Annotated in this window: 21 protein-coding genes; 14 read left to right on the top strand and 7 right to left on the bottom strand. The window is 30.5% G+C overall.

The window, feature by feature from the left end; genetic code table 11:
• Window positions 1-95 precede the first annotated feature (95 nt).
• The 7 genes from CLV91_RS03565 to CLV91_RS03535 all read left to right on the top strand — a co-directional run bounded on the left by CLV91_RS03565 (window position 96) and on the right by CLV91_RS03535 (window position 7,763).
• Complete coding sequence (locus tag CLV91_RS03565; RefSeq protein ID WP_121064046.1) at window positions 96-647, top strand: CopD family protein; 552 nt, start codon at window positions 96-98, stop codon at window positions 645-647.
• Between the two features lie 150 nt (window positions 648-797).
• Entirely contained in the window at window positions 798-2,207 is a 1,410-nt protein-coding gene (locus CLV91_RS03560) for a sensor histidine kinase (protein WP_121064044.1), read from the top strand.
• Window positions 2,208-2,219: 12 nt separating this feature from the next.
• Window positions 2,220-3,002 carry an enoyl-CoA hydratase/isomerase family protein gene (locus CLV91_RS03555; protein ID WP_121064042.1) on the top strand — a complete coding sequence of 261 codons (783 nt, stop codon included), beginning with the start codon at window positions 2,220-2,222 and terminating at the stop codon, window positions 3,000-3,002.
• A gap of 23 nt (window positions 3,003-3,025) precedes the next feature.
• Entirely contained in the window at window positions 3,026-4,576 is a 1,551-nt protein-coding gene (locus tag CLV91_RS03550) for a hypothetical protein (RefSeq protein ID WP_121064040.1), read from the top strand.
• 129 nt (window positions 4,577-4,705) lie between these two features.
• Window positions 4,706-5,863: an acyltransferase family protein gene (locus tag CLV91_RS03545; RefSeq protein WP_121064038.1), complete on the top strand. Its 1,158-nt coding sequence runs from the start codon at window positions 4,706-4,708 to the stop codon at window positions 5,861-5,863.
• Between the two features lie 50 nt (window positions 5,864-5,913).
• Window positions 5,914-6,984, top strand: coding sequence for a PA0069 family radical SAM protein (locus CLV91_RS03540; RefSeq protein WP_121064036.1), 1,071 nt, complete (start codon window positions 5,914-5,916; stop codon window positions 6,982-6,984).
• Window positions 6,985-7,058: 74 nt separating this feature from the next.
• Window positions 7,059-7,763, top strand: coding sequence for a DsbA family oxidoreductase (locus tag CLV91_RS03535; RefSeq protein ID WP_121064034.1), 705 nt, complete (start codon window positions 7,059-7,061; stop codon window positions 7,761-7,763).
• Here the strand turns inward: CLV91_RS03535 and CLV91_RS03530 are convergent.
• The 3 genes from CLV91_RS03530 to CLV91_RS03520 all read right to left on the bottom strand — a co-directional run bounded on the left by CLV91_RS03530 (window position 7,760) and on the right by CLV91_RS03520 (window position 9,648).
• Window positions 7,760-8,419 (bottom strand): HD domain-containing protein, encoded by a 660-nt coding sequence (locus tag CLV91_RS03530; protein ID WP_121064032.1) that lies wholly within the window; start codon window positions 8,417-8,419, stop codon window positions 7,760-7,762. The two genes, CLV91_RS03535 and CLV91_RS03530, sit on opposite strands and share 4 nt — an antisense overlap.
• Before the next feature lie 11 nt (window positions 8,420-8,430).
• A complete protein-coding gene (locus tag CLV91_RS03525) occupies window positions 8,431-9,171 on the bottom strand; it encodes a lysophospholipid acyltransferase family protein (RefSeq protein ID WP_121064030.1) in 741 nt (246 codons plus the stop codon).
• Window positions 9,172-9,237: 66 nt separating this feature from the next.
• Window positions 9,238-9,648 carry a BrxA/BrxB family bacilliredoxin gene (locus CLV91_RS03520; protein ID WP_121064028.1) on the bottom strand — a complete coding sequence of 137 codons (411 nt, stop codon included), beginning with the start codon at window positions 9,646-9,648 and terminating at the stop codon, window positions 9,238-9,240.
• A 124-nt stretch (window positions 9,649-9,772) separates the two neighbouring features.
• Between CLV91_RS03520 and CLV91_RS03515 the strand changes: the two genes are divergently transcribed.
• From CLV91_RS03515 to CLV91_RS03500, 4 genes are all read left to right on the top strand, one after another.
• On the top strand, window positions 9,773-10,510 hold the full coding sequence (locus tag CLV91_RS03515; RefSeq protein WP_121064026.1) for a TerB family tellurite resistance protein: 738 nt from the start codon (window positions 9,773-9,775) through the stop codon (window positions 10,508-10,510).
• 9 nt (window positions 10,511-10,519) lie between these two features.
• Complete coding sequence (locus CLV91_RS03510) at window positions 10,520-11,104, top strand: HupE/UreJ family protein (protein WP_121064024.1); 585 nt, start codon at window positions 10,520-10,522, stop codon at window positions 11,102-11,104.
• 90 nt (window positions 11,105-11,194) lie between these two features.
• Window positions 11,195-11,626, top strand: a complete 432-nt coding sequence (locus CLV91_RS03505) for a deoxycytidylate deaminase (protein WP_121064022.1) — start codon at window positions 11,195-11,197, stop codon at window positions 11,624-11,626.
• Between the two features lie 10 nt (window positions 11,627-11,636).
• Window positions 11,637-13,268 (top strand): S41 family peptidase, encoded by a 1,632-nt coding sequence (locus tag CLV91_RS03500; protein WP_121064020.1) that lies wholly within the window; start codon window positions 11,637-11,639, stop codon window positions 13,266-13,268.
• Here the strand turns inward: CLV91_RS03500 and CLV91_RS03495 are convergent.
• Window positions 13,265-13,468, bottom strand: a complete 204-nt coding sequence (locus tag CLV91_RS03495) for a hypothetical protein (protein ID WP_121064018.1) — start codon at window positions 13,466-13,468, stop codon at window positions 13,265-13,267. The two genes, CLV91_RS03500 and CLV91_RS03495, sit on opposite strands and share 4 nt — an antisense overlap.
• 10 nt (window positions 13,469-13,478) lie before the next feature.
• A complete protein-coding gene (locus CLV91_RS03490) occupies window positions 13,479-14,057 on the bottom strand; it encodes a MarC family protein (RefSeq protein ID WP_121064016.1) in 579 nt (192 codons plus the stop codon).
• 110 nt (window positions 14,058-14,167) lie between these two features.
• Between CLV91_RS03490 and CLV91_RS03485 the strand changes: the two genes are divergently transcribed.
• Window positions 14,168-14,740, top strand: coding sequence for a DUF3109 family protein (locus CLV91_RS03485; protein WP_121064014.1), 573 nt, complete (start codon window positions 14,168-14,170; stop codon window positions 14,738-14,740).
• On the opposite strand, the gene CLV91_RS03480 is transcribed toward CLV91_RS03485, so the two are convergent.
• Both CLV91_RS03480 and CLV91_RS03475 read right to left on the bottom strand, forming a co-directional pair.
• Complete coding sequence (locus tag CLV91_RS03480) at window positions 14,730-16,661, bottom strand: tetratricopeptide repeat-containing sensor histidine kinase (protein ID WP_170146692.1); 1,932 nt, start codon at window positions 16,659-16,661, stop codon at window positions 14,730-14,732. The two genes, CLV91_RS03485 and CLV91_RS03480, sit on opposite strands and share 11 nt — an antisense overlap.
• A 19-nt stretch (window positions 16,662-16,680) precedes the next feature.
• The gene (locus tag CLV91_RS03475; RefSeq protein ID WP_121064012.1) at window positions 16,681-17,415 is read right to left on the bottom strand and encodes a LytR/AlgR family response regulator transcription factor; all 735 of its coding nucleotides are present in this window, start codon (window positions 17,413-17,415) and stop codon (window positions 16,681-16,683) included.
• 1,112 nt (window positions 17,416-18,527) lie between these two features.
• On the opposite strand from CLV91_RS03475, the gene CLV91_RS03470 reads away from it, so the two are divergent.
• Both CLV91_RS03470 and CLV91_RS03465 read left to right on the top strand, forming a co-directional pair.
• A complete protein-coding gene (locus CLV91_RS03470; protein WP_121064010.1) occupies window positions 18,528-19,514 on the top strand; it encodes a ribonucleotide-diphosphate reductase subunit beta in 987 nt (328 codons plus the stop codon).
• Between the two features lie 129 nt (window positions 19,515-19,643).
• Entirely contained in the window at window positions 19,644-22,136 is a 2,493-nt protein-coding gene (locus tag CLV91_RS03465) for a ribonucleoside-diphosphate reductase subunit alpha (RefSeq protein WP_121064008.1), read from the top strand.
• Window positions 22,137-22,264: the final 128 nt, after the last annotated feature.

Below are 22,264 nucleotides of genomic sequence, written 5' to 3'. Positions count from 1 at the left end.
TTTGTCTTAGTATTTCTAATTTTAAGGAACAATAAAATAAATCTTATAAAAATAAAAAAGGAGCTTAAATTTGTAATTTTAAATGGAATCATGTTATGCAAGAATACTACAACTATATAAAATCGCTACATCTTATTTTTGTAATTACATGGTTTGCTGGTTTGTTCTACATTCCAAGACTATTTATTTACCATATTGAAGCTTGGCAAAAACCGTCCCCTGAAAAAGAAATTTTAAGTAAACAATTAAAATTAATGACTAAGCGCTTATGGTATATTATTACCTGGCCTTCTGCGGTTTTATGTGTTTTGTTTGCCATTTGGTTATTAATTTTAATACCAAGCTGGTTGCAACAACCATGGATGCATATTAAGTTAGCATTTGTAGTGTTACTAATTCTATATCATTTAAAAAACCATCAAATCTTTAAGCAACTGCAGAGAGATGAGGTTAAGTATACCTCAAAATTTATGCGCATTTGGAATGAGGGCGCAACCCTAATTCTCTTTGCAATAGTATTTTTAGTTATCTTAAAGAGCACTTTTAATTGGATTTTTGGAGTTGTTGGTATTGTGGTTTTAGGAATTTTATTAATGTTAGGCATTAAACTATATAAAAGCATACGTTCTAAAAACCCTAATGCTTAAAATAGAGTGTTGGCTTAATTTTTGATAAGTCTTTATAAGAAAAAGGCAAATAAAATCTAGTTTTAAGCCTTGTGTATATTCCTTATCTTTAACATTAAATAAGTTACATTGCTTAAAAAATTCTCTCTTAGGTCTCGTATTTTTATTTCTATGATATTGCTGGTGCTAATAGCATCTGTATTAATTGCAGGAATTACTATTTACCAGTATAGAGAGCAATCTAAAGATTACCACGAAGTACGCTTAGAACGTAAAGAACAGCAAATAAAGCAAAGTATTAATTACACGTTACAACGAACAACATATCCAGTAAACACCGAGAATTTAGCTAATATATTTAAAGAAGAAATTTATCAGATTGCAGATGTGCAAAATGTAAATTTTAATATTTATGATTTAGAAGGAGAATTAATTAAAAGTTCAAGACCTAAATTTGAACAAGACTCTATCTCTAATTGCTTAGATGCGTTGGTTCTTAATACATTAGGTGCATCTGTAGATAAAAGATTTGTAGAAGAAAACTCTGCTGCGGGAGATAAATATCAGGCATCTTACACCTATATAACAGATTATCAATTTAAACCAATAGGTATATTAAATTTGCCTTATTTTGAGGATAATAGCCTTAATGACATGGAACTTAGAGAGTTTTTAATGCGTTTAGGAGGGGTTTATTTTGTAATGTTTTTAATGGCAATTAGCCTGGCGTATTTTATTTCTAAATACATTACTCGTTCTTTAGAAACTATTTCTAATATGATGAGTAAAACCGATTTAACAAAACGGAATGAAAAGATTTTTATAGAAAGTCCTGGTGAAGAAATGGATAATTTAATTTCTTCTTATAATGCAATGATTGATGAGTTGGAGATTAGTGCTGTAAAATTAGCAAAAAGTGAAAGAGAACAAGCTTGGAGAGAAATGGCAAAACAAGTAGCTCATGAAATTAAAAACCCTTTAACTCCAATGCGCTTAACGGTACAAAGTTTTGAGCGTAAATTTAAGCCCGATGACCCAGATATAAAGGCTAAATTAGAAGAGTATTCTAAAACTTTAATTCAGCAGATAGATACCATGAGTAGTATTGCATCTGCCTTTTCTAATTTTGCCGAAATGCCTGCACAGCAAAATGAAACCTTGAATGTGGTTAAAATTGTAAAGCTGGCACTTGATATTTTTAATAAAGATTATATTCATTTTATATCCGAAGAAAAAGAAATTATAGCAAAATTAGACCGTACCCAATTAATAAGAGTAATTACTAATTTGGTTAAAAATGCAATACAGGCGGTTCCAGAAGTAGCATCACCCAGAATTTTAGTCTCTATGGCATCCGAAGAGACTTATGTTAAAATTATGGTAGCAGACAATGGTGTAGGAATATTAGATGAAAATAAAGATAAAATTTTTGAACCTAAGTTTACTACAAAAACTAGCGGAATGGGACTAGGTTTGGGAATGGTAAAAAATATTGTAGAATCTTATAAAGGAACTATAAATTACACATCACAACCAGGAAAAGGAACCGTTTTTACAGTAAAATTCCCAAAAGAAATTTAATAAACTAATACTATGGCATACAATACAATTTTAATTGAACAAGACCAATTTATTGCAGAAATTACAATTAACAGACCAAGTAAATTAAATGCATTAAATAAAGAAACTATAAAAGAGTTGTCTAAAGCTTTAAAAGACCTAGATAAAGATAAAAGTATAAAAAGTATTATCTTAACTGGTACTGGCGAAAAAGCATTTGTTGCTGGTGCAGATATTTCTGAATTTGCAAATTTTTCAGTTAAAAAAGGTGCTGCTTTAGCTAAAGAAGGGCAAGAAACTCTTTTTAGTTTTATTGAAGATATGAAAACACCTGTTATAGCAGCCGTTAATGGTTTTGCTTTAGGTGGCGGATTAGAACTTGCTATGGCATGCCATTTTAGAGTAGCTAGTGATAATGCCAAAATGGGATTACCAGAAGTTTCTTTAGGAGTAATACCAGGGTATGGTGGTACACAAAGATTGCCACAACTTATAGGTAAAGGTAGAGCGCTAGAATTAATAATGACAGCAGCTATGATAGATGCTCCTAGAGCATTGTCAATTGGTTTAGTTAATTATGTGGTTACACCAGAAGAGTTATTACCGTTATGTAAAAAAATTGCCAATAAAATTGCCAATAATTCTCCAGTAGCTATTGGGCATGCAATAAAAGCAGTAAATGCTGGTTTTAATACTACTTTAGATGGGTATAAAACGGAAATTAAAGCCTTTGGCGAATGTTTTGGTACTGCCGATTTTAAAGAAGGGACTACTGCTTTCTTAGAAAAAAGAAAGGCAGATTTTCCTGGTAAATAAAACACTCTAAAATCAGTTTTCTTATGTATAAAAAAACCATTTTTGTACTGTTATTAATTTGTAGCTTTAGTTTCGTTAAGGCACAAGAAATACCTGTAAATTATAGTCTTGGAAAAAATTATAACGATAGGTATAAGTATTCTACAGTGTTGTCTTTTAATAATGATGCCAAAGATCAAAGTATTATTGTAAGAAAGTATTACGGAGGCGTTTTGTTAAAGGCAAAAGGTCATTTTATAGAAATTTATGATGCCGATTTAAACCTAGTACAAGATTATAATTATAAATATTCTGCCATGCACATGGTAGATGGTTTTGTACGTAATGGGCAATTATATTTATTAGAATTAAAATATGATTACAGGAAAGAGGCCTATGATTATATTATTCACCAAAGCCCTTTAGACGATTTTAATTTTACAGAAAGAGTTCTTTTATCTATCCCATCAAAAGAAGTTTCTAACCCACTTGCGGTAAATAAATACAACAGAAACTTTAGTAACGGTTTTTCAACGGCAGTTCATTTTAATGATAAAAAAACAGCTTTTGCAATTACAGTACAGCATAGAGATAGAAAAAAAGTAATTTATGATATGCACCTTTTTGGAACCGATTTAAAAAAGCATATTACCTACGATTTTACTACTGCTACAGAAGAAAAAAATTATGCTTTTGAGAATATAGAAATTGCACCAGACTATAAAACAGTATATTTTTCTGGAAAAGCATATTTTAAGAAAAGAAGGTTTGATGTTAAGGAACGTAGATTTCAATATGAAGTAGTACGTGTTACTAATGAAGCACATAAAATACAAGAGTTTAATGATGCTGGAAAATATCCAGAATCTTTAAAACCTATACGAATAGGAGAAAATTTAATAGTAGTTGGTTTTTATGCAGACCGTAAAGACAATAGATATAATGGTTTATGTTATTATAAGTTGCATGGTTCATCTTTAGATATACAATCCAAAAAATACAATGCTTTCTCAGAACAATTTATGGTAGATAAATTTGGTAGAGAGGTTGATGCCGAAATAAAAAACTTAATATTTAAAAATATTCATATAACACCACAGAACGATTTACTTTTTAGTGCAGAAGAATATTTTGTTACCAAAGGCATGGATGCAAATTCTACTGGTACACGATTAGAGGTAGAACGTTTTCATTATAACGACATTGTTTGCGCAAAGTTAAATGCAGAAGGTACAATGGTTTGGGCTCGTAATATAAACAAGGCAGAAGTTACTCAAGGAGACGCCGCTTATGCTTCTTACACAGCCTATGGTAAGGAGGATACTATGTTCTTTTTTATTAATTCTGGTGAGAACCCTCAAAAAATGAGTAATAATAGAATATTGTTCAAGCAAGGGTTTAGTAGAAATCCTAACTTATTTGTTATTCAAGTAACTCCATCAGGAGATTTATCCTATAAAAAATTGGTCGATGATAAAGATGTTCGTTTACCAATTATGGTTTCTAGACCATTAATTAATAGTGCAGATAATGAGTTATTGTTTTATGCTAAAAGAGGAAATAGAAAGCAATTGGTTAAAGTTGTAGTAGAATAATATTTACTCAAACTTATAAGTGGCTGATTTTTAAACAATTTGATTCAAAATTATCCTTTTTTAACCATTTGTAATACACAACTCTTTTTTTTATCCAGAAATTTAAATCTTACTTAAAATTTAAATTTCATGGTAAAATCTTACTTATATAATTTATCGGCATTAAGAGGTATTGCTGCTATTATGGTAGTTACACTTCATTTTCATTTTTTCTTAGGAGGTCTAGTCCCATACAAGAATGCAGGTCTTGTAGATAAGTTATACTTAATGGTAGATTTGTTTTTTATCCTTAGTGGGTTTATCATGTGCTATGTTTACGAAACAAGTTTTACAACAAGAGTTACTAGAAAAAAATACAAATCCTTTTTAATTGCTCGTTTAGCCAGAATTTATCCACTTCATATAATTACCTTATTTGCTAAAGTAATTATGTTTATTACTGTAGTTTTAATAGGCAAATTTCATTTACTATCAGATTTAGGAAAACATATTTATAGGCTAGACGCTATTCCTGTGCAACTAGTATTTTTACAAACTATTGGCATTTATAATTTTGATACTTGGAACGCTCCAGCTTGGAGTTTAAGTGCAGAGTGGTGGGCTTATGTTATATTTCCGTTTTTATTTATAATGTTTCGTAAGCTTGGTTTTAAAAATTGGTGGGTAGGGGGTATTTTAGTAATTCTAGGTTGGTTAAGCATTGAGTTTTTATTGGCTCCATTAGAGCCCTTTTTTAATTTTCCATTAAACCCAAATCATAAAACTCTAGATGTAAATTGGCATTATGGAACTATAAGAGGTATTGTTGGTTTTATGGCAGGAATGATAGTTTGGCAACTATTTAAAACTTCAAAAGGAAAAAAATGGATTAGAAATGGATGGTTTTTATCTGGAGTTCTTGTTTTATGTCTTATTTCTATGCAGTTTAAATGGTATGATACTATTACAGTGTTTTTATTTACGCCTTTAATATTATCATTAGCCTATGGGAGTAAAAATGCAAACTATTTTTTGGGCTTAAGGCTATTTCAGAAATTAGGTAAATGGTCTTTTTCTATTTATATATGGCATATGATTTTTATGGATATAATACTCTTATACTTTAGATTCCAAAGTTCAGAAAAATTAGGAGGCCTAATTAGGCCTATAAAGGGAACTTATGTTGAGAAATGGACTTACTTTATTTTATGTGTTGCTTTTATTTGCTTTATGGCTAATCTCTCTTACCGCTATATAGAAACCCCAACCAGAAATTGGATTAAAAATAAATTTAATACTGTTAATTAAAGTCACAATAATGGATTTTTTACATATTTTTGGATTAAATCCAAAATTTAATGTCCAAAAACTATCTAAAAGGGAGAGGCGCACAGCTGAATAAAACGAATAAATTTTCGGAGCTTATTTATGAAACCAGAAATGATTTTCTAGAATTTTGTAGAGTGGAAGGGGAAGAAGCCAATAAAAATAAGACCCAATACATTCCTATTTTTCCTAAAACCATTGTAAATAAAGTAACCAGTCCAGATATTGGAATGGCCTTTTCTATGAACCCCTATCAAGGCTGCGAGCATGGCTGTATTTATTGTTATGCAAGAAATACGCATGAGTTTTGGGGTTATAGCCCGGGTTTAGATTTTGAAAGAAAAATTTTAATAAAAGAGAATGCCCCAAAACTTTTAGAGGCCAAGTTAAAAAGTAAACGATGGGAGGCTAAAACTATAGTACTTTCTGGAAATACAGACTGTTACCAACCTGCAGAGAAAGAATTTAAAATAACTAGAGCTTGCCTAAAGGTGTTTTTAAAATATAAACACCCTGTTGGTATTATTACTAAAAATGCATTAATACTCCGAGACCTAGATGTTTTAAAAGAACTTGCAAAAGATAATTTAATTGGTGTAAACATGTCCGTTACTTCTTTATCTGAAGAAACAAGAAGGGTGTTGGAGCCAAGAACTACTACTACTAAAAAACGTTTAGAAGCTATTCGATTATTATCAGAAAATAATATCCCAGTAAATGCGATGTTAGCTCCAATAATCCCTGGAATTAATAGTCATGAAATTTTAAATCTTGCTAAAGCCGTTTCACAAAATGGAGCAATTTCTTTTGCATTTACAGTGGTTAGACTTAATGGTGCTATTGGAGAAATTTTTTCAGATTGGATTTATAAAACAATGCCCAATAAAGCTCAGAAAGTACTAAATCAAATTAAAGAATGTCATGGTGGTACTTTAAATGATAGTAGGTATGGAATAAGGTCTAAAGGAGAAGGGAAAATAGCAACGCAAATACATGATATGGTACGTATTGCAAGGCAAACTTATTTTAAGGATAAAAGTTTTCCTAAGTTAAATAGTAAATTACATAAACAGTATAAAGATGGGCAAATGCGTTTGTTTTAATTGGTTCTAAAAGCTGAATGAAAGGTTAGTGTTCTATTTTCGTCTATTATACTGGAAAATAAATTTTATTAGAAATGAAAGTAAGTATTTGGTCAGATATTAGATGCCCATTTTGTTATATAGGAAAAAGAAAATTTGAAGCCGCTTTAGAAAATTTTCCTCATAAAGAAGAGATAATTGTAGAGTGGAAAAGTTTTGAGTTAGACCCTCATTTAGAAACGCAACCAAATGTAGATTATACAGAATTTTTTATGGAAGTAAAAAATGTAGATAAGGATACTGCATTAAGTATGTTTGATCGTGTAAACGCCATGGCAAAAGATGTTGGTCTTAATTTTAATGTAGAAAAAGCAATTACTGCAAACTCCTTAAATGCTCATAGATTAATACATTTTGCAAAAAAATATAATGCTGCAGATATTGTAAAAGAAACCTTGCTAAAAGCACATTTAGAAGATGCTAAAAATATTGATGCTATAGATGTATTAGTACAAATCGCAAATGAAGTTGGTTTAGATTCTGATAAGGTTAAAAATATGTTGGTATCTGAAGATTTTACTTATGAAGTAAGGCAAGACGAATTAGAAGCTCGAAATTTAGGAATTAATGGAGTTCCTTTTTTTGTGTTAGATGGTAAATATGGTATTTCTGGAGCACAACCAGAGTCGATTTTTACTGAAGCTTTAGAAAATGCTTGGAAAAAGCATAAGCAAGAAAAACTAACTATACTAAATACAGGAGAGGGAAGCGCTTGTGATGTAGATGGTAATTGTGATTAAGATTCTCCTTGCCATTCGGCATTAAATTGAGATAAAAATTGAAGCATAAATGAATGCCTTTGTTCCGCAATTTTTTTGCCACTAAGGGTGTTCATTTTGTCTTTTAATAGAAGTAATTTCTCGTAAAAATGATTAATTGTTGGGGCGGTAGATTTTTTATATTCCTCTTTGGTCATTTTTAAATTTGGTGGTATATCTGGATCATAAAGAGCCCTATTTTTAAAACCACCATAATTAAATGTCCTTGCAATTCCAATAGCCCCAATGGCATCTAAACGGTCTGCATCTTGTACTACTTGTAGTTCTAAAGAGTTAAACCTCTTTTCCCTTGTTTCTAAAGAAGATTTAAAAGAAATGTTCTCTATTATTTTAACCACATGCTCTATGGTAGAAGAAGAAACATTTTTAGATTTTAGAAAATCGGAAGCAATTTTAGGGCCAATAGTTTCATCGCCATTATGAAATTTAGCATCTGCAATATCATGTAGCAAAGCACCAAGAGAAATAATAAGCATATCTACCTCTTCTTCTTTCGCGATTAATAAGCTGTTTTTATAAACACGTTCTATATGAAACCAATCATGTCCACCTTCGGCACCTTCTAAAGTTGTTTTTACAAAGGCAATGGTTTCTTGTATCAATTTTTCATCTTCCAAAATAAAGTATTTTAGGATTTAAAAGAATGCACCCCTTCTGCAACTGTCTTTTCTACTGAGGCAATTAAAGCATCAATATCACCTTCTATTTCTAAAGGTTCGTGTACATCTATAGTAATATGACTGCCAAGTCCGTTAGGAAATTTACCATAGCGTAGCATTTTCCATGAATCGTTTACACTAATAGGTACTATTAATGCCGATGGTGCTTTTTTAATTAAAATTTTGAGTCCCATAGTTTGGAACTTTTTTGGGTGCCCGGTTCTACTACGTGTACCTTCGGGGAATATTACAGCACTTCGGTTATGTTCTTCTATATAAGAGCCTAGTTTTGCAATTTCTTTAATTGCCTGTTTCCCATCGTTACGATCTATAAGAACAGATCCACCATGATTTAAATTGTAAGAAACGCTAGGAATACCTTTCCCTAATTCTTTTTTGCTAACAAACTTTGGATGATGTTTACGCATCCACCAACTTATTGGAGAAATCTCATACATACTCTGGTGGTTAGAGACTATTATTAAAGGTCTGTTTGTTGGTAAGTTGTGAGGGTTGTTAAACTTATAAGTTGTGCCTATAATATGGGTGCATCTTATTAAAAATAAATTAAAGTAGTTTACACTAATACTATGAGCCTTATAACCAAATACATTTAAACAAACCCACTGAATTGGTTGAAAAACCAATAAAACAAGCATAAAAAAGAATGCAAATATTGGAGTTAGTATGTAGGCAAAAAATTTTCCCATAGTGTAAAAATAAAAAAACCGCTCTTTACAAAAGAGCGGTTTTAAAAATAATGTTTTTATTATTTTTTAGCAAAACTCATTATAAGCTTGCGCAAGGTTCTCAGCTATCATTTGTGCTGGTCTTCCTTCAATATGGTGACGTTCTATCATATGAACCAATTCTCCGTCTTTAAAAAGAGCCATAGATGGTGAAGATGGAGGAAAAGGGATCATTAAATTTCTAGCAGCATCAACAGCTTCTGTGTCTACTCCAGCAAAAACAGTTACTGTATGGTCCGGCTTTTTGTCATTTTGCAAACTCATTTTTGCAGCTGGCCTAGCATTTGCAGCAGCACATCCACATACCGAATTTACAACTACTAAAGTTGTACCTTCTTTTGCTATTGCGCCCTCTACTTCTTGGGCTGTATATAATTCTTGAAAACCAGCAGATGCTAAGTCTTCTCTCATTGGTTTAACTAATTCCGCAGGATACATAATATCTTAATTTTATTTATTACTACAAAGATAACTAATTTGTCGTACTTGGTTAATTTTCATTACGGTTCGTTTATTTAAATTTTTTACGCTAATACCATATCTTTGAAAAAAATAATATATTATGATTAAGTGGTTTGCTGCCATTTTAGGATATTTCTTCTTAAGATACCCAGGAGCAATTTTAGGTTTTTTTGTTGGTAGTTTCATAGATAATGTAAGCTCTAATAAAGGGGGAGGTAATACCGTTTTTAGTGACATCACAAGACAAAAAGTTTCTCCAGCAGATTTTGAACTTAATTTACTCTCTTTATGTTCTATCGTAATTAAGGCCGATGGTAAAATCTCGCAAACAGAAATGGATTATGTGAGACAATACTTTGTGAGCACTTACGGTAAAGAAAAGGCCAATGCAATTTTTAGAACTTTTAATGATGTTAATAAGAAACATGAAATATCTGCACAACGTATTTGTAATTTTTTAAACCAAAGAACTAGGTATGAAGTTCGTCTACAATTAATACACTTCTTATTTGGTATTGCAAAGGCAGATGGGCATGTTAGTAACCCTGAAGTAGCTAAAATTAAAGAAATAGCAGGGTATTTAAGAATAAGTGCTACAGATTTTGAGAGTATTAAAGCAATGTTTATCTCTTCTTCGGATAACGCTTATAAAATTTTAGAAATTTCTAAATCTGCTAGTGATGATGCCGTAAAAAAAGCATACCGGGCTATGGCAAAAAAATACCACCCAGATAAAGTAATTACGGAAAATGAAGCTATTAAAAAGGGTGCCGAAGAGAAATTTAAAAGGGTACAAAAAGCCTATGAAGACATTCAAAAAGAAAGAGGAATTAACTAAAGTAAACTTATGCAAGAATTTTTGTTTTACACAAAGTTGGGTTTAGAGCATGTATTAGATTTTTCTGCTTACGATCACATTCTTTTTTTAGCAGCATTAGCGCTTCCTTTTACTTTTAAAAATTGGAAAAATGTTTTATTATTAGCTACAATTTTTACTGTTGGACATTGTACTTCACTAGTTCTTTCTGTATATGAAGTTGTTGTTTTTGATGTTAGTTTTATAGAGTTCCTAATACCTGTTACTATTTTTTTAACAGCAGTTTTTAATTTATTCTATAGCTATACTATTAAAAAGGAAAAGAGTATTCTGTTACACATAATTGCAACTGCATTTTTTGGTTTAATACACGGGTTTGGTTTTTCTAATTATTTTAAAATGTTGCTTTCTGGAGAAGAAGAAAAAGTTTCTCCTTTATTTGGCTTTGCATTAGGAATAGAGTTATCGCAATTACTAATTGTACTAACAATTTTAATACTAGCATTAATTTTACAGGCTAAGTTAAAAATAAAGCAAAACTATTTTGTAGTAGTAGGTTCTATAGCAATAGTATTAATTACGATACCAATGTTAATAAACACTTTTCCTTGGTAAGGTTTGTTAAATTTAACCATAATAGGGTGTTGTTCTTTTATAAAGCAGGTATCTTAGTGCTTTGCCTGTATAAGATTAAGAGGTTTTTAAATGATTAAGACGAAACAGAAAAAGTATGATAAGGCCTATTTGCGTATGGCAAAAGAATGGGGGTTATTATCTAATTGTGAGCGTAAAAAAGTAGGAGCAATAATTGTAAAAGACAGAATGATAATTTCTGATGGGTACAATGGAACACCTACAGGGTTTAATAATATTTGTGAAGACGAAGAAGGTTTTACAAAATGGTACGTTTTACATGCAGAAGCAAATGCAATATCTAAAGTAGCCTCTTCTACTCAGTCTTGTAATGGAGCTACTTTATATATAACCTTATCTCCGTGTAGAGAATGTAGTAAATTAATACATCAATCTGGTATAAAACGTGTTGTATATCAAAATGCATATAAAGATGATTCTGGTCTTAAATTTTTAGAAAAAGCAGGTGTAGAATTAGTACATATACCAGAAATTTCTAACTAAGAAAAAAGTAATGAAACGTATAAATACCTATTTATGGCCAACTATTATTGCAGCTGCCTTAGCAATAGGAATTTTTCTTGGCGGTAAACTTAATTTTAACGATTCTCCAGAACGCCTTTTTACTACAAACTCTAAAAAAGACAAATTAAATAGGTTAATAGACTATATAGATTATGAATATGTAGACGATATTAACACAGATAGTATAGTAGATATTACTGTAAATAATATTTTAGAAAAGCTAGACCCGCATTCAGTATACATTCCTAAAAAAGAAATGAGTCGTGTTGCAGATAACATGAAGGGAGATTTTGTAGGTATTGGCATTAATTTTTATGCCTATAAAGACACAATTTCTGTAATACGAACTATAGATAATGGGCCTAGTTTTAAAAAAGGTATAAAAGCGGGAGATAGAATATTAATGGCAGATTTGGATACACTTTATGGAAAAAACCTTGGAAGTGGAACCATTGTAAAAAAACTTAAAGGGAAAAAAGGGACTATCGTAAATTTAAAAGTTTACAGAAAAGAAGAGGATAAAATTTTTGATGTTAAAATTAAAAGAGATTTAGTGCCTATTAAAAGTGTAGAGGCGTATTATATGCTTACAGAGGACATGGGTTACATAAAAGTTAATCGTTTTGCAGAAACCACATATAGAGAATTTGATGCTGCTTTAAAGGAGTTAACAAAACAAGGAGCTAAAAAACTTACATTAGATTTAAGAGATAACCCAGGAGGTTATTTAGGTGTTGCCGAAGAAATGGCAGATGAATTTTTAAAAGACGGTAAACTTATTTTATTTACAAAAAATAAGAAAGGAAAAATAGATAAGATTTTCGCTTCGGAAAAAGGAAAGTTTGAAGATAAACCGGTCTATGTTCTAATAAACGAACGCTCGGCATCTGCAAGTGAAATTATTGCTGGAGCATTACAAGATAATGATATTGGAACTATAGTAGGAAGAAGGTCTTTTGGAAAAGGATTAGTACAAAGAGAAATGGAACTAGGAGATGGTTCTGCTGTTAGGTTAACCGTTTCTAGATATTACACACCAACAGGCAGAAGTATTCAAAAAACGTATGAAAACGGGAATAAAGATTACTATAAAAAGTTTACAGAACGTTATAGTAATGGCGAATTAATGTCTGCAGATAGTATAAAAGTAGCCGATTCTTTAAAATTTAAAACTCCAAAAGGCAAAATAGTGTACGGTGGTGGTGGTATAATTCCAGATATTTTTGTGCCAATAGGAACTAATGAGGAGGAAGCTATAAAAAGTATGGATAGTTACGGCATACTATCCTACTTTGTTTTTGAGCATTTAGATGAAGACCGTAAAAGGTATGAAGACTATACGCAACAGGAATTTATTAGTGACTACAAAGTAGATGATATACTTTTTGAAAATTTTGTAGAATACGCAATGGCTAGAAATCTAAAAATGAATTTTTATGATTTTGAGGATAGTGTAAAACTGTATTTAAAAGCTGCATTAGCAGAACAACTATACGGAGCTAATATTTACGCAAAAATTAAAAGTACAAAAGATGCTATGTTACTTAAAGTATTATATTTAGATACTCCTACCTTATCACAAGAAACAGAAGGTGAGATAAACGATGCAGAGAGTAATTAACCTTCGTTTATTTTCTTTTGTATTTTTTTACTAGTATTAAAAACTAAAATTAATAGTATGGCAATTAAAGCAGCCATAATACCTATTAAGGCAATAATACTATTCCCTTCAAATACATTATTAAAATCTATTAAAGTTACATTATATGCAATAAGTGCAATTGCTAAAACAATTAAAACTATAGATAACGTCTTGTTCATTTTTATTTTTTTAAAATAACTGGTTAATATTAGCTGCAAATAACTTAACCGCAATAGCTAGTAAAATTACACCAAATACTTTTCTAATCACATTAATACCATTACTGCCTAAAATATATTCTATACGTTTAGAAGATTTTAAAACAATATATACAAATATAATATTTATGAAAATGGCTATAATAATATTTTCTACATGAAACTCTGCTCTTAAAGAAAGTAAAGACGTCATAGTACCTGCGCCTGCAATTAATGGGAATGCAATAGGAACAATAGAAGCACTTTCTGGCTCATCATCTTTATAAAGACTTATGCCCAATATCATCTCTATAGCTAAGAAAAATAAAATAAACGCTCCAGCTACAGCAAAAGAGTTTACATCTATTCCAATTAAGTTTAGTATTTCTTCTCCAATAAAAAGAAAAGAAATCATTATTAAAGTGGCTACAATAGATGCTTTTTCAGATTGTATATGTCCTACCTTATTGCGTAATCCAATTATAATAGGAATACTTCCAATAATATCTATTACTGCAAAAAGAATCATACCAGAAGTAACAATTTCTCTAAAATCAAAATTAAAAGTCATATCAAAACATTTGGTCAAATGTACGTTTATTATCAAATTTTAGATGTTAAGTAATAAAATAAACTAGAAGAATATAGAAGAAAACGTATCTTGGCACTTTATAAAATTATATGTTTCAAATAGGTAAAACCATAGTTTCCGAAGAGATAATAGAGAACGATTTTGTTTGTAATCTTAACGCTTGTAAAGGACAATGTTGTATAGATGGTGAAGCTGGCGCACCAGTTGCAGAAGATGAAACCGATATTATGGTGGATATTTACAGCAAAGTAAAGCCATATTTAAGTGCAGAAGGAATTGTAGAAATAGAAAAACAAGGGGCTTTTATTAAAGGGGAAGATGGCGAATGGGAAACTCCTTTGGTAAATGGTAGTGCTTGTGCGTATGTTATTTTTGACGATAAACAGATTGCCAAATGTGGTATTGAAGAGGCGTATAATGATGGGGTAATAGATTGGAAAAAACCTGTGTCATGTCATTTATATCCAGTTAGAGTAAAAGAATATACTGAGCTAACAGCAGTAAACTACCATAAATGGGAAATTTGTGATCCTGCTTGTGCCTTTGGAGACGAATTAAAAGTGCCAATTTATAAATTTGTAAAAGAATCTTTAGTTCGTAAGTTTGGAGAAGAATGGTATGCAGAGCTAGAACAGGTTGCAAGAGAACTTACTAGAAAGTAGGTATGTGTAATAGTACCTGAGTTCCTGAAGAATTTTTATTTTCATCATATAAATCTATAATTTCAAGACTAAATGAGTTTTGATAATCTCTAGAAAAATTTGTTAACCTTTCTTTGGTTATATCTATTCCTATAGATTTTCTTTTAAGAACTTTGTTTTTTTTAATTTTTTCGGCAGCTGCTCTTCCAACTCCGTTGTCTGTTATTTCTATATGTATAAACCCATCTTTACATTTACGAACGTTTAACTTTATATTTTTTTCTCCTTCCTTAGAAGAAAGCCCATGCCAAAGTGCATTTTCTAAGAAAGGTTGTAAAATTAACGATGGTATTTTTATAGTATGTGTATCAATATCCTCAGCAATAGAAATGTTGAAATTAATTTCATTAGAAAACCTAATATTTTCAATATTCATATACAAGTCTACTGTTTCTAACTCTTCTGCTAAAGGAATTTCTTTTAAAGAAGACGCTTCTAATATTTTACGTACCAGTTTAGAGAACTTGTTTAAATAGTGTACCGCATTCTTTTTTTCATTATTTATTATGTATAACTTAATGGAATTTAAGGAGTTAAAAAGAAAATGAGGGTTCATTTGGCTACGTAGCATAGTTTGTTCTAGGGTAAGTAGCTTTTTCTCGTTTTTTAATTGGTATTGTCTGTAAAGTATAAAGAAAATACCAGCAAGTAGTGTTAGTGCAAAAGCACTAATAAGTAAGGTGGTTTTGTTTTTTCTTAATTTTAGTTTTACAATTTCATTTTCTTTGGCTAGTACTTCAATTTGGCTGCTTTTCTTTTCGGTATCATACCTAATAATCATATCATTTACATAACGTAAATTTCTAACGTTTGTTATTCCTTCATCAAAAGCTTGTGCTACTTTATAATACTCTAAAGCCTTTTTGTATTTTCCCTGTTCGTTATATAAATCGGACAAGTTTAAATTTGCCTTAATTATACCGCTAGGCAGGTTATGTTTTTTTGCCAATTGCAAACCTGTTAACATGTTCTTTTCGGCATCTTTATAATTTTTAATATGCATTAATGCAGTTCCTAAATTTATATGCACAGCAGATGTAACATATTGGTCTCCTAAGGATTTAGAATCAATTAAAGTGGGTTCTAAAATAGCAATAGCTTCTTTTATTTTTTCTTGTTTTATATTTATTTGAGCTATGCTATTCTTGCAAATAATTATGCCCATTGCGTTATTTATTTTTTTGTTATAATAAAGCGATGTTTTAAAATTTTCTAGGGCTGCATTTAAATTTAATTGCGACTCTTGGCATTCTCCAATGTTTTGATGGTTTATTGCTATACCTAGTTCATTACCTAATTCTTTTTCTAAAAACATAGATTTTTCGAATTGCTTAATGGCTAAATCATACTGCTCTAGAGTTTGGTATATATTACCTATCCCGTTTAAAGAAACATTAATACTCCTTTTTAACCCATCTGATGGGTTTTTTACAGTTTCGGCTAATTCTAGAGCTTCTTGGCTATAGTCTAAGGCTGTTTTAATAGCATCTGTTCTGCGGTATACAACGCTAAGCATATTTAGGCTAAATACTTTAAATTCTAAATTTTCATCTTTATTAGCAGCTTCTAATGCTTTAGTGTGTAACGCAATTGCATTAGAAAATTGAGAATATGCTCTATACCTTCTCCCTAACTGATTTAGAGCATAAGATTGCCCTGCAAAATAGCCTTTACTTTCTGCGGTATTTGAAAAATAGCGCATGTGTATAGTGTCTTTTCTTTTAGGCCTTAATATTTTATCTATCTCTCTATACGTTTTTGGCTCTGCCTTTATAAGACTATCACTTAGAGAAATAAATTCTGAAGATACTTCTTGTGTATAACAGCTAACAGAATAAAATAGAAGAAAAAAAAGTACAAAAATTTGTTTAGTCTGTAGCAAGGTTATTAGTTTTTTGGGTTTATAACAAATCTAGAAAATCAGATTTTTTTTGTCTAGACACAGGTATTTTATGATTAGAATTTAAGATTACATACCCATCGGTTTTTAAAAATTCTTTTATCTTATTTAGGTTAATAATATAGGAGTTATGAATTCTAAAAAATGTATCTGGAGGCAGTAACTCATTTACTTCTTTTAATTTTTTTGTAAGGACTATTTTTTGACCGTCAGTTAAAAAAATGGTGCTATAATTCCCGTCAGATTCTGCATATAAAATTTCATTACTTTCTAAAAACAGTAGTTTGCCATCTGTGTTAAAGGTAATTTTTTTAGTGTTTGTTGAGGAGTTAAAATTTAGAAGAATTTTTTCTAATTTATCTACTGTTAAATTTTTGGCATTAAATTTTTTTATTTTAACAATTGTTTCTTCTAAATCGTCCGTATCTATAGGTTTTAGCAAATAATCTAAAGCCTCATTTTTTAAAGCTTTTATTGCGTATTGATTATAAGCGGTTGTAATTACAACAGGAAAATTTTTATTCTGTAATTTTTGAATAAATTGAAAACCGTCCATGGTTGGCATTTCTATATCTAAAAATAAACAATCAGGTGTGTTTATTTCTAAATAACTTAATGCTTCAAATGGATCTGTAAAAGAAGCCACTACATTAATTTCTTTACTAAAGTTTGTTAGCTCCCAAGATAAGCTTTGCAAGGCTTTAATTTCATCGTCTACAATTACAGCTTTTAGCATAGTTAAATATTGCGTTTAAATAAGGTAACCAAAAATATAATTATTATGTAATTTATTATATAAATATGTATTAATGGTTTGTAATTAAGTGTAAATGGTAAGGGAGAATTTTTTATACAAAAACGATTACATTGGTAAGTAATAAACTACAAATGTCAAATGTTTGTTTTTTATATTATTTCCATATATACAAAATTAATTACCATTTATACATTTTAAGAGTTGTAATATATCTATTAAAGTATATTTGAGAGAATTTTTTAGGTTCCCTTAGTATATATTTTAATTAATTTTTTTAAAATGAAAAGGTGTCTTTTAATGTTTATTTTTTTGCTTTCATTATTGTTTTTTGCCGCTTTAGTGGATGATGAGGACAAGAAATTACCTTTGCAAAATAATGTAGTAGGGGTAATTGAATTTAAAAAATAATTATGTAGTTGTAGTACTATTGAATGAAATGTGGTTTTGCATTATCTAAAATTGTTTAATTATACTGATAATATAGAAATTTAGTACAGAAATTCTTAAAAATAGAAGGAAAAACCGTCTAAAAAGATAATTTAAATGTTATAATTTTGTAATTATTATTAAATAAAAAAATAATATTTTTTATCTAGACATTACCAATTTAAAAGTTACGGTTCCTAAGCAAATTTTAAAATTTTGCTGTACAATGTATTATTACAATTAAAACCAACAACCAACCAGTTGGAAATTGGAATCTTGTTGAGAATAGGTTTCGGGGGAACTACCTAAATCAGCTAAATTGTAATAATTATCTTTCATTAGGTGCATTGGGGAACCGTATTTTGGTAGTAACTGGGTGTTAGGGCTTTACGTTAATCAGGAGTCCAATTTTAATAAACCAAAAAGTATAAATTTTTATACTTTTTGGTTTATTTTTTTTACTCTATTTTTATTTCAAAAATCAATTCTTTGTAAAGGCTAATAAACATTACTGGTCAACATACATTTCAACATTGTGTGTTAAAAACTTTGTGACCATATTACTTAATTAGCCCTTAAAATTTGGCGTTAATTTTACATCTTTGTTAGTCCGTAGAGGGAGGTTTTTTTTCTAGTAAAATAAAATATAAAAAGCACAAATTATTATGTCTATATCCATTGAGCCCATTTTAGCCGAAAACAAAGATCGGTTTGTAATATTTCCAATTCAACATAATGATTTATGGGATTGGTATAAAAAGCAAGAGGCATGTATATGGACGGCAGAAGAAATAGATTTGCATGAAGACTTAACCGACTGGAATAATAAGTTAAGTGACGATGAACGATATTTTATAAAACATATTCTTGCATTTTTTGCTGCATCAGACGGTATAGTAAATGAAAATTTAGCAGAAAATTTTGTGAATGAAGTACAATATTCAGAAGCAAAATTTTTCTATGGTTTTCAAATAATGATGGAAAACATACATTCAGAAACCTATTCTCTATTAATAGATACGTATGTTAAGGATGATAAGGAAAAAACAAAACTTTTCCAGGCAATAGAAAATTTTCCTGCAATTAAGAAAAAAGCAGATTGGGCTCTTAAATGGATAGAGTCTCCAAGTTTTGCAGAACGTTTAATAGCGTTTGCAGCAGTAGAAGGTATTTTCTTCTCAGGTTCTTTTTGCTCTATATATTGGTTAAAAAAGAGAGGTCTTATGCCTGGTTTAACCTTCTCTAATGAGTTAATTTCAAGAGATGAAGGTATGCATTGTGATTTTGCTGTGCATTTACACAACCATCATATTGTAAATAAAGTTCCAAAAGAAAGAATAAAAGAAATTTTAGTAGATGCTCTTAATATAGAAAGAGAGTTTATAACAGAATCACTTCCTGTTAGCTTAATAGGAATGAATGCTAAATTAATGACCCAGTATCTTGAATTTGTTACGGATCGTTTATTAGTAGAATTAGGATGCGATAAAGTGTATAATTCTACCAATCCGTTCGATTTTATGGATATGATTTCCTTACAAGGAAAAACTAATTTCTTTGAAAAACGCGTTTCAGAATATCAAAAAGCCGGCGTGTTAAATACAGAGGATGATGAAGATTCTCAGAAAATAAGTTTCGACGCTGATTTCTGATGCCTAAAACAACATTAGTTTGTTGTTTTATACCCCAATTAATTATAAAAACCTGCAGTAAAACTAGTTAGGACGGTTGATTATTAACCGACCCTAATATTAACACACCATTAAAACCCTTGTAGCAATATGTATGTAGTAAAAAGAGACGGAAGAAAAGAACTAATAATGTTCGACAAAATTACAGCAAGAGTTCGTAAACTTTGTTATGGACTAAATGCTTTAGTAGATCCACTTAAAGTGGCAATGAGAGTAATTGAAGGTTTGTATGATGGTGTTACAACTTCGGAGTTAGACAATCTTGCAGCTGAGATTGCAGCAACAATGACCACAACGCATCCAGATTACGCAAAATTAGCAGCTCGTATTTCTGTTTCTAACTTGCATAAAAACACAAAAAAATCTTTCTCCGAAACAATGAAAGATTTGTATTTGTATGTAAACCCTAGAACTGGTAAAGAAGCTCCGTTGCTTTCTGATGAGGTTTTTAATGTTATATCTGAAAACGCTGAAAAATTAGACTCTACAATTATATATAACCGAGATTTTGGCTACGACTATTTTGGTTTTAAAACACTAGAGCGTTCTTATCTGTTAAAAATAAATGGTCAAATTGCAGAAAGACCGCAACATATGCTTATGCGTGTTTCTATAGGAATACATTTAAATGATTTAGATGCTGCTATAGAGACGTATGAGTTAATGTCTAAAAAATATTTTACTCACGCTACACCAACTCTTTTTAATTCTGGTACTCCAAAACCACAAATGTCTTCTTGTTTTCTTTTAGCAATGAAAGATGATAGTATAGATGGTATTTACGATACTTTAAAGCAAACAGCTAAAATATCTCAGTCTGCTGGTGGTATAGGGTTATCTATACATAATGTAAGAGCTACAGGGTCCTATATTGCAGGTACCAATGGTACGTCTAATGGTATAGTTCCAATGTTACAAGTTTTTAATGATACAGCAAGATATGTAGATCAAGGAGGAGGAAAACGTAAAGGTAGTTTTGCTATTTATATGGAACCATGGCACGCCGATATTTTTGAATTCTTAGATTTAAAAAAGAACCACGGTAAAGAAGAAATGCGTGCTCGTGATTTGTTTTATGCTATGTGGATTTCTGATTTATTCATGAAAAGAGTAGAAGGAAATGAGGATTGGACTTTAATGTGTCCTAACGAATGTCCTGGTTTATTTACAAAACATAGTGAAGAGTTTGAAACCTTGTACCTAAAGTATGAAGCAGAAGGAAAAGGAAGAAAAACAGTTAAGGCTCGTGAACTTTGGGAGAAAATATTAGAATCTCAGATAGAAACAGGAACCCCTTATATGTTGTATAAAGATGCAGCTAACCGTAAGAGTAACCAAAAGAATTTAGGTACAATTCGTTCTTCTAATTTATGTACAGAAATAATGGAGTATACTTCTCCAGACGAGGTAGCTGTATGTAATTTAGCTTCTATTGCGTTACCAATGTTTGTTAAAAACGGAGCGTTTGATCATAAAGAATTATTTAAAGTAACAAAAAGGGTTACAAAGAATTTAAATAAAGTAATAGATAGAAATTATTACCCAGTAAAAGAGGCAGAAAATTCTAATATGCGCCATAGACCTATTGGTTTAGGCGTGCAAGGTCTTGCAGATGCATTTATTATGTTACGCATGCCTTTTACAAGTGATGATGCAAAAAAATTAAACCAAGAGATTTTTGAAACGCTTTATTTTGCAGCGGTAACAGCTTCAATGGAAATGGCAAAAGAAGAAGGGGCATATTCTTCTTATGAGGGCTCTCCAATGTCACAGGGAGAATTCCAATACAATCTTTGGGGAATTAAAGATGAGGAACTTTCTGGAAGATGGAATTGGGAAAAATTAAGAAAAGATGTATTAAAGAATGGTGTTCGTAATTCTTTATTAGTTGCTCCTATGCCAACAGCATCTACTTCTCAAATATTAGGTAATAATGAGTGTTTTGAGCCGTATACTTCTAATATTTATACAAGAAGGGTACTTTCAGGAGAATTTATTGTTGTAAATAAGCATTTATTAGAGGATTTAGTTGATTTGGGGATGTGGAATGAAAACATGAAGCAAGAACTAATGCGTGCAAACGGATCTATACAACATATAGAGACTATTCCTCAAGATATTAGAGATTTATATAAAACAGTTTGGGAATTAAGTATGAAGGATATTATTGATATGAGTCGCCATAGAGGTTACTTTATTGATCAAAGTCAGTCTTTAAACTTATTCATGGAGAATGCTAATTATTCTAAATTAACATCTATGCACTTTTATGCATGGAAGAGTGGTTTAAAAACAGGAATGTATTATTTACGTACTAAAGCAGCTGTAGATGCAATTAAGTTTACGTTAGACAATACAAAGAAAAAAGAAGTGCCTGTAAGTATAGCAGCAGAAGCAGAGGTAACAGCTGCTACGCCTGCGCCAACAGCGGCAGAAGCAGTGTCTATGGAGGTAAAAGCAGCAACTACGGTTGTACAACCAGAACTAGATGTGCAGCCATTAACCCCAGAAGAAATGAAGGAAATGATTGCAAGAGCTAAAGAAGGACAAGCGGATGATGATTGTTTAATGTGTGGTTCTTAAAACTACTCTATATAGTACAAGAAAAGCCCTAGTAAACAATTTTACTAGGGCTTTTTTATATGATTTTTTTATAAATAGTATAAGATATACTAAATACAAAAATTGTTATTTTTTGAAGTATGGCTTAA

Origin of the sequence: Maribacter vaceletii, from assembly GCF_003634105.1 — a bacterium.
GTDB classification, from domain to species: Bacteria; Bacteroidota; Bacteroidia; order Flavobacteriales; family Flavobacteriaceae; genus Maribacter_B; species Maribacter_B vaceletii.
Note: the sequence above shows the minus strand (reverse complement) of the source record. Positions and strands in the feature narration are given on the sequence as shown.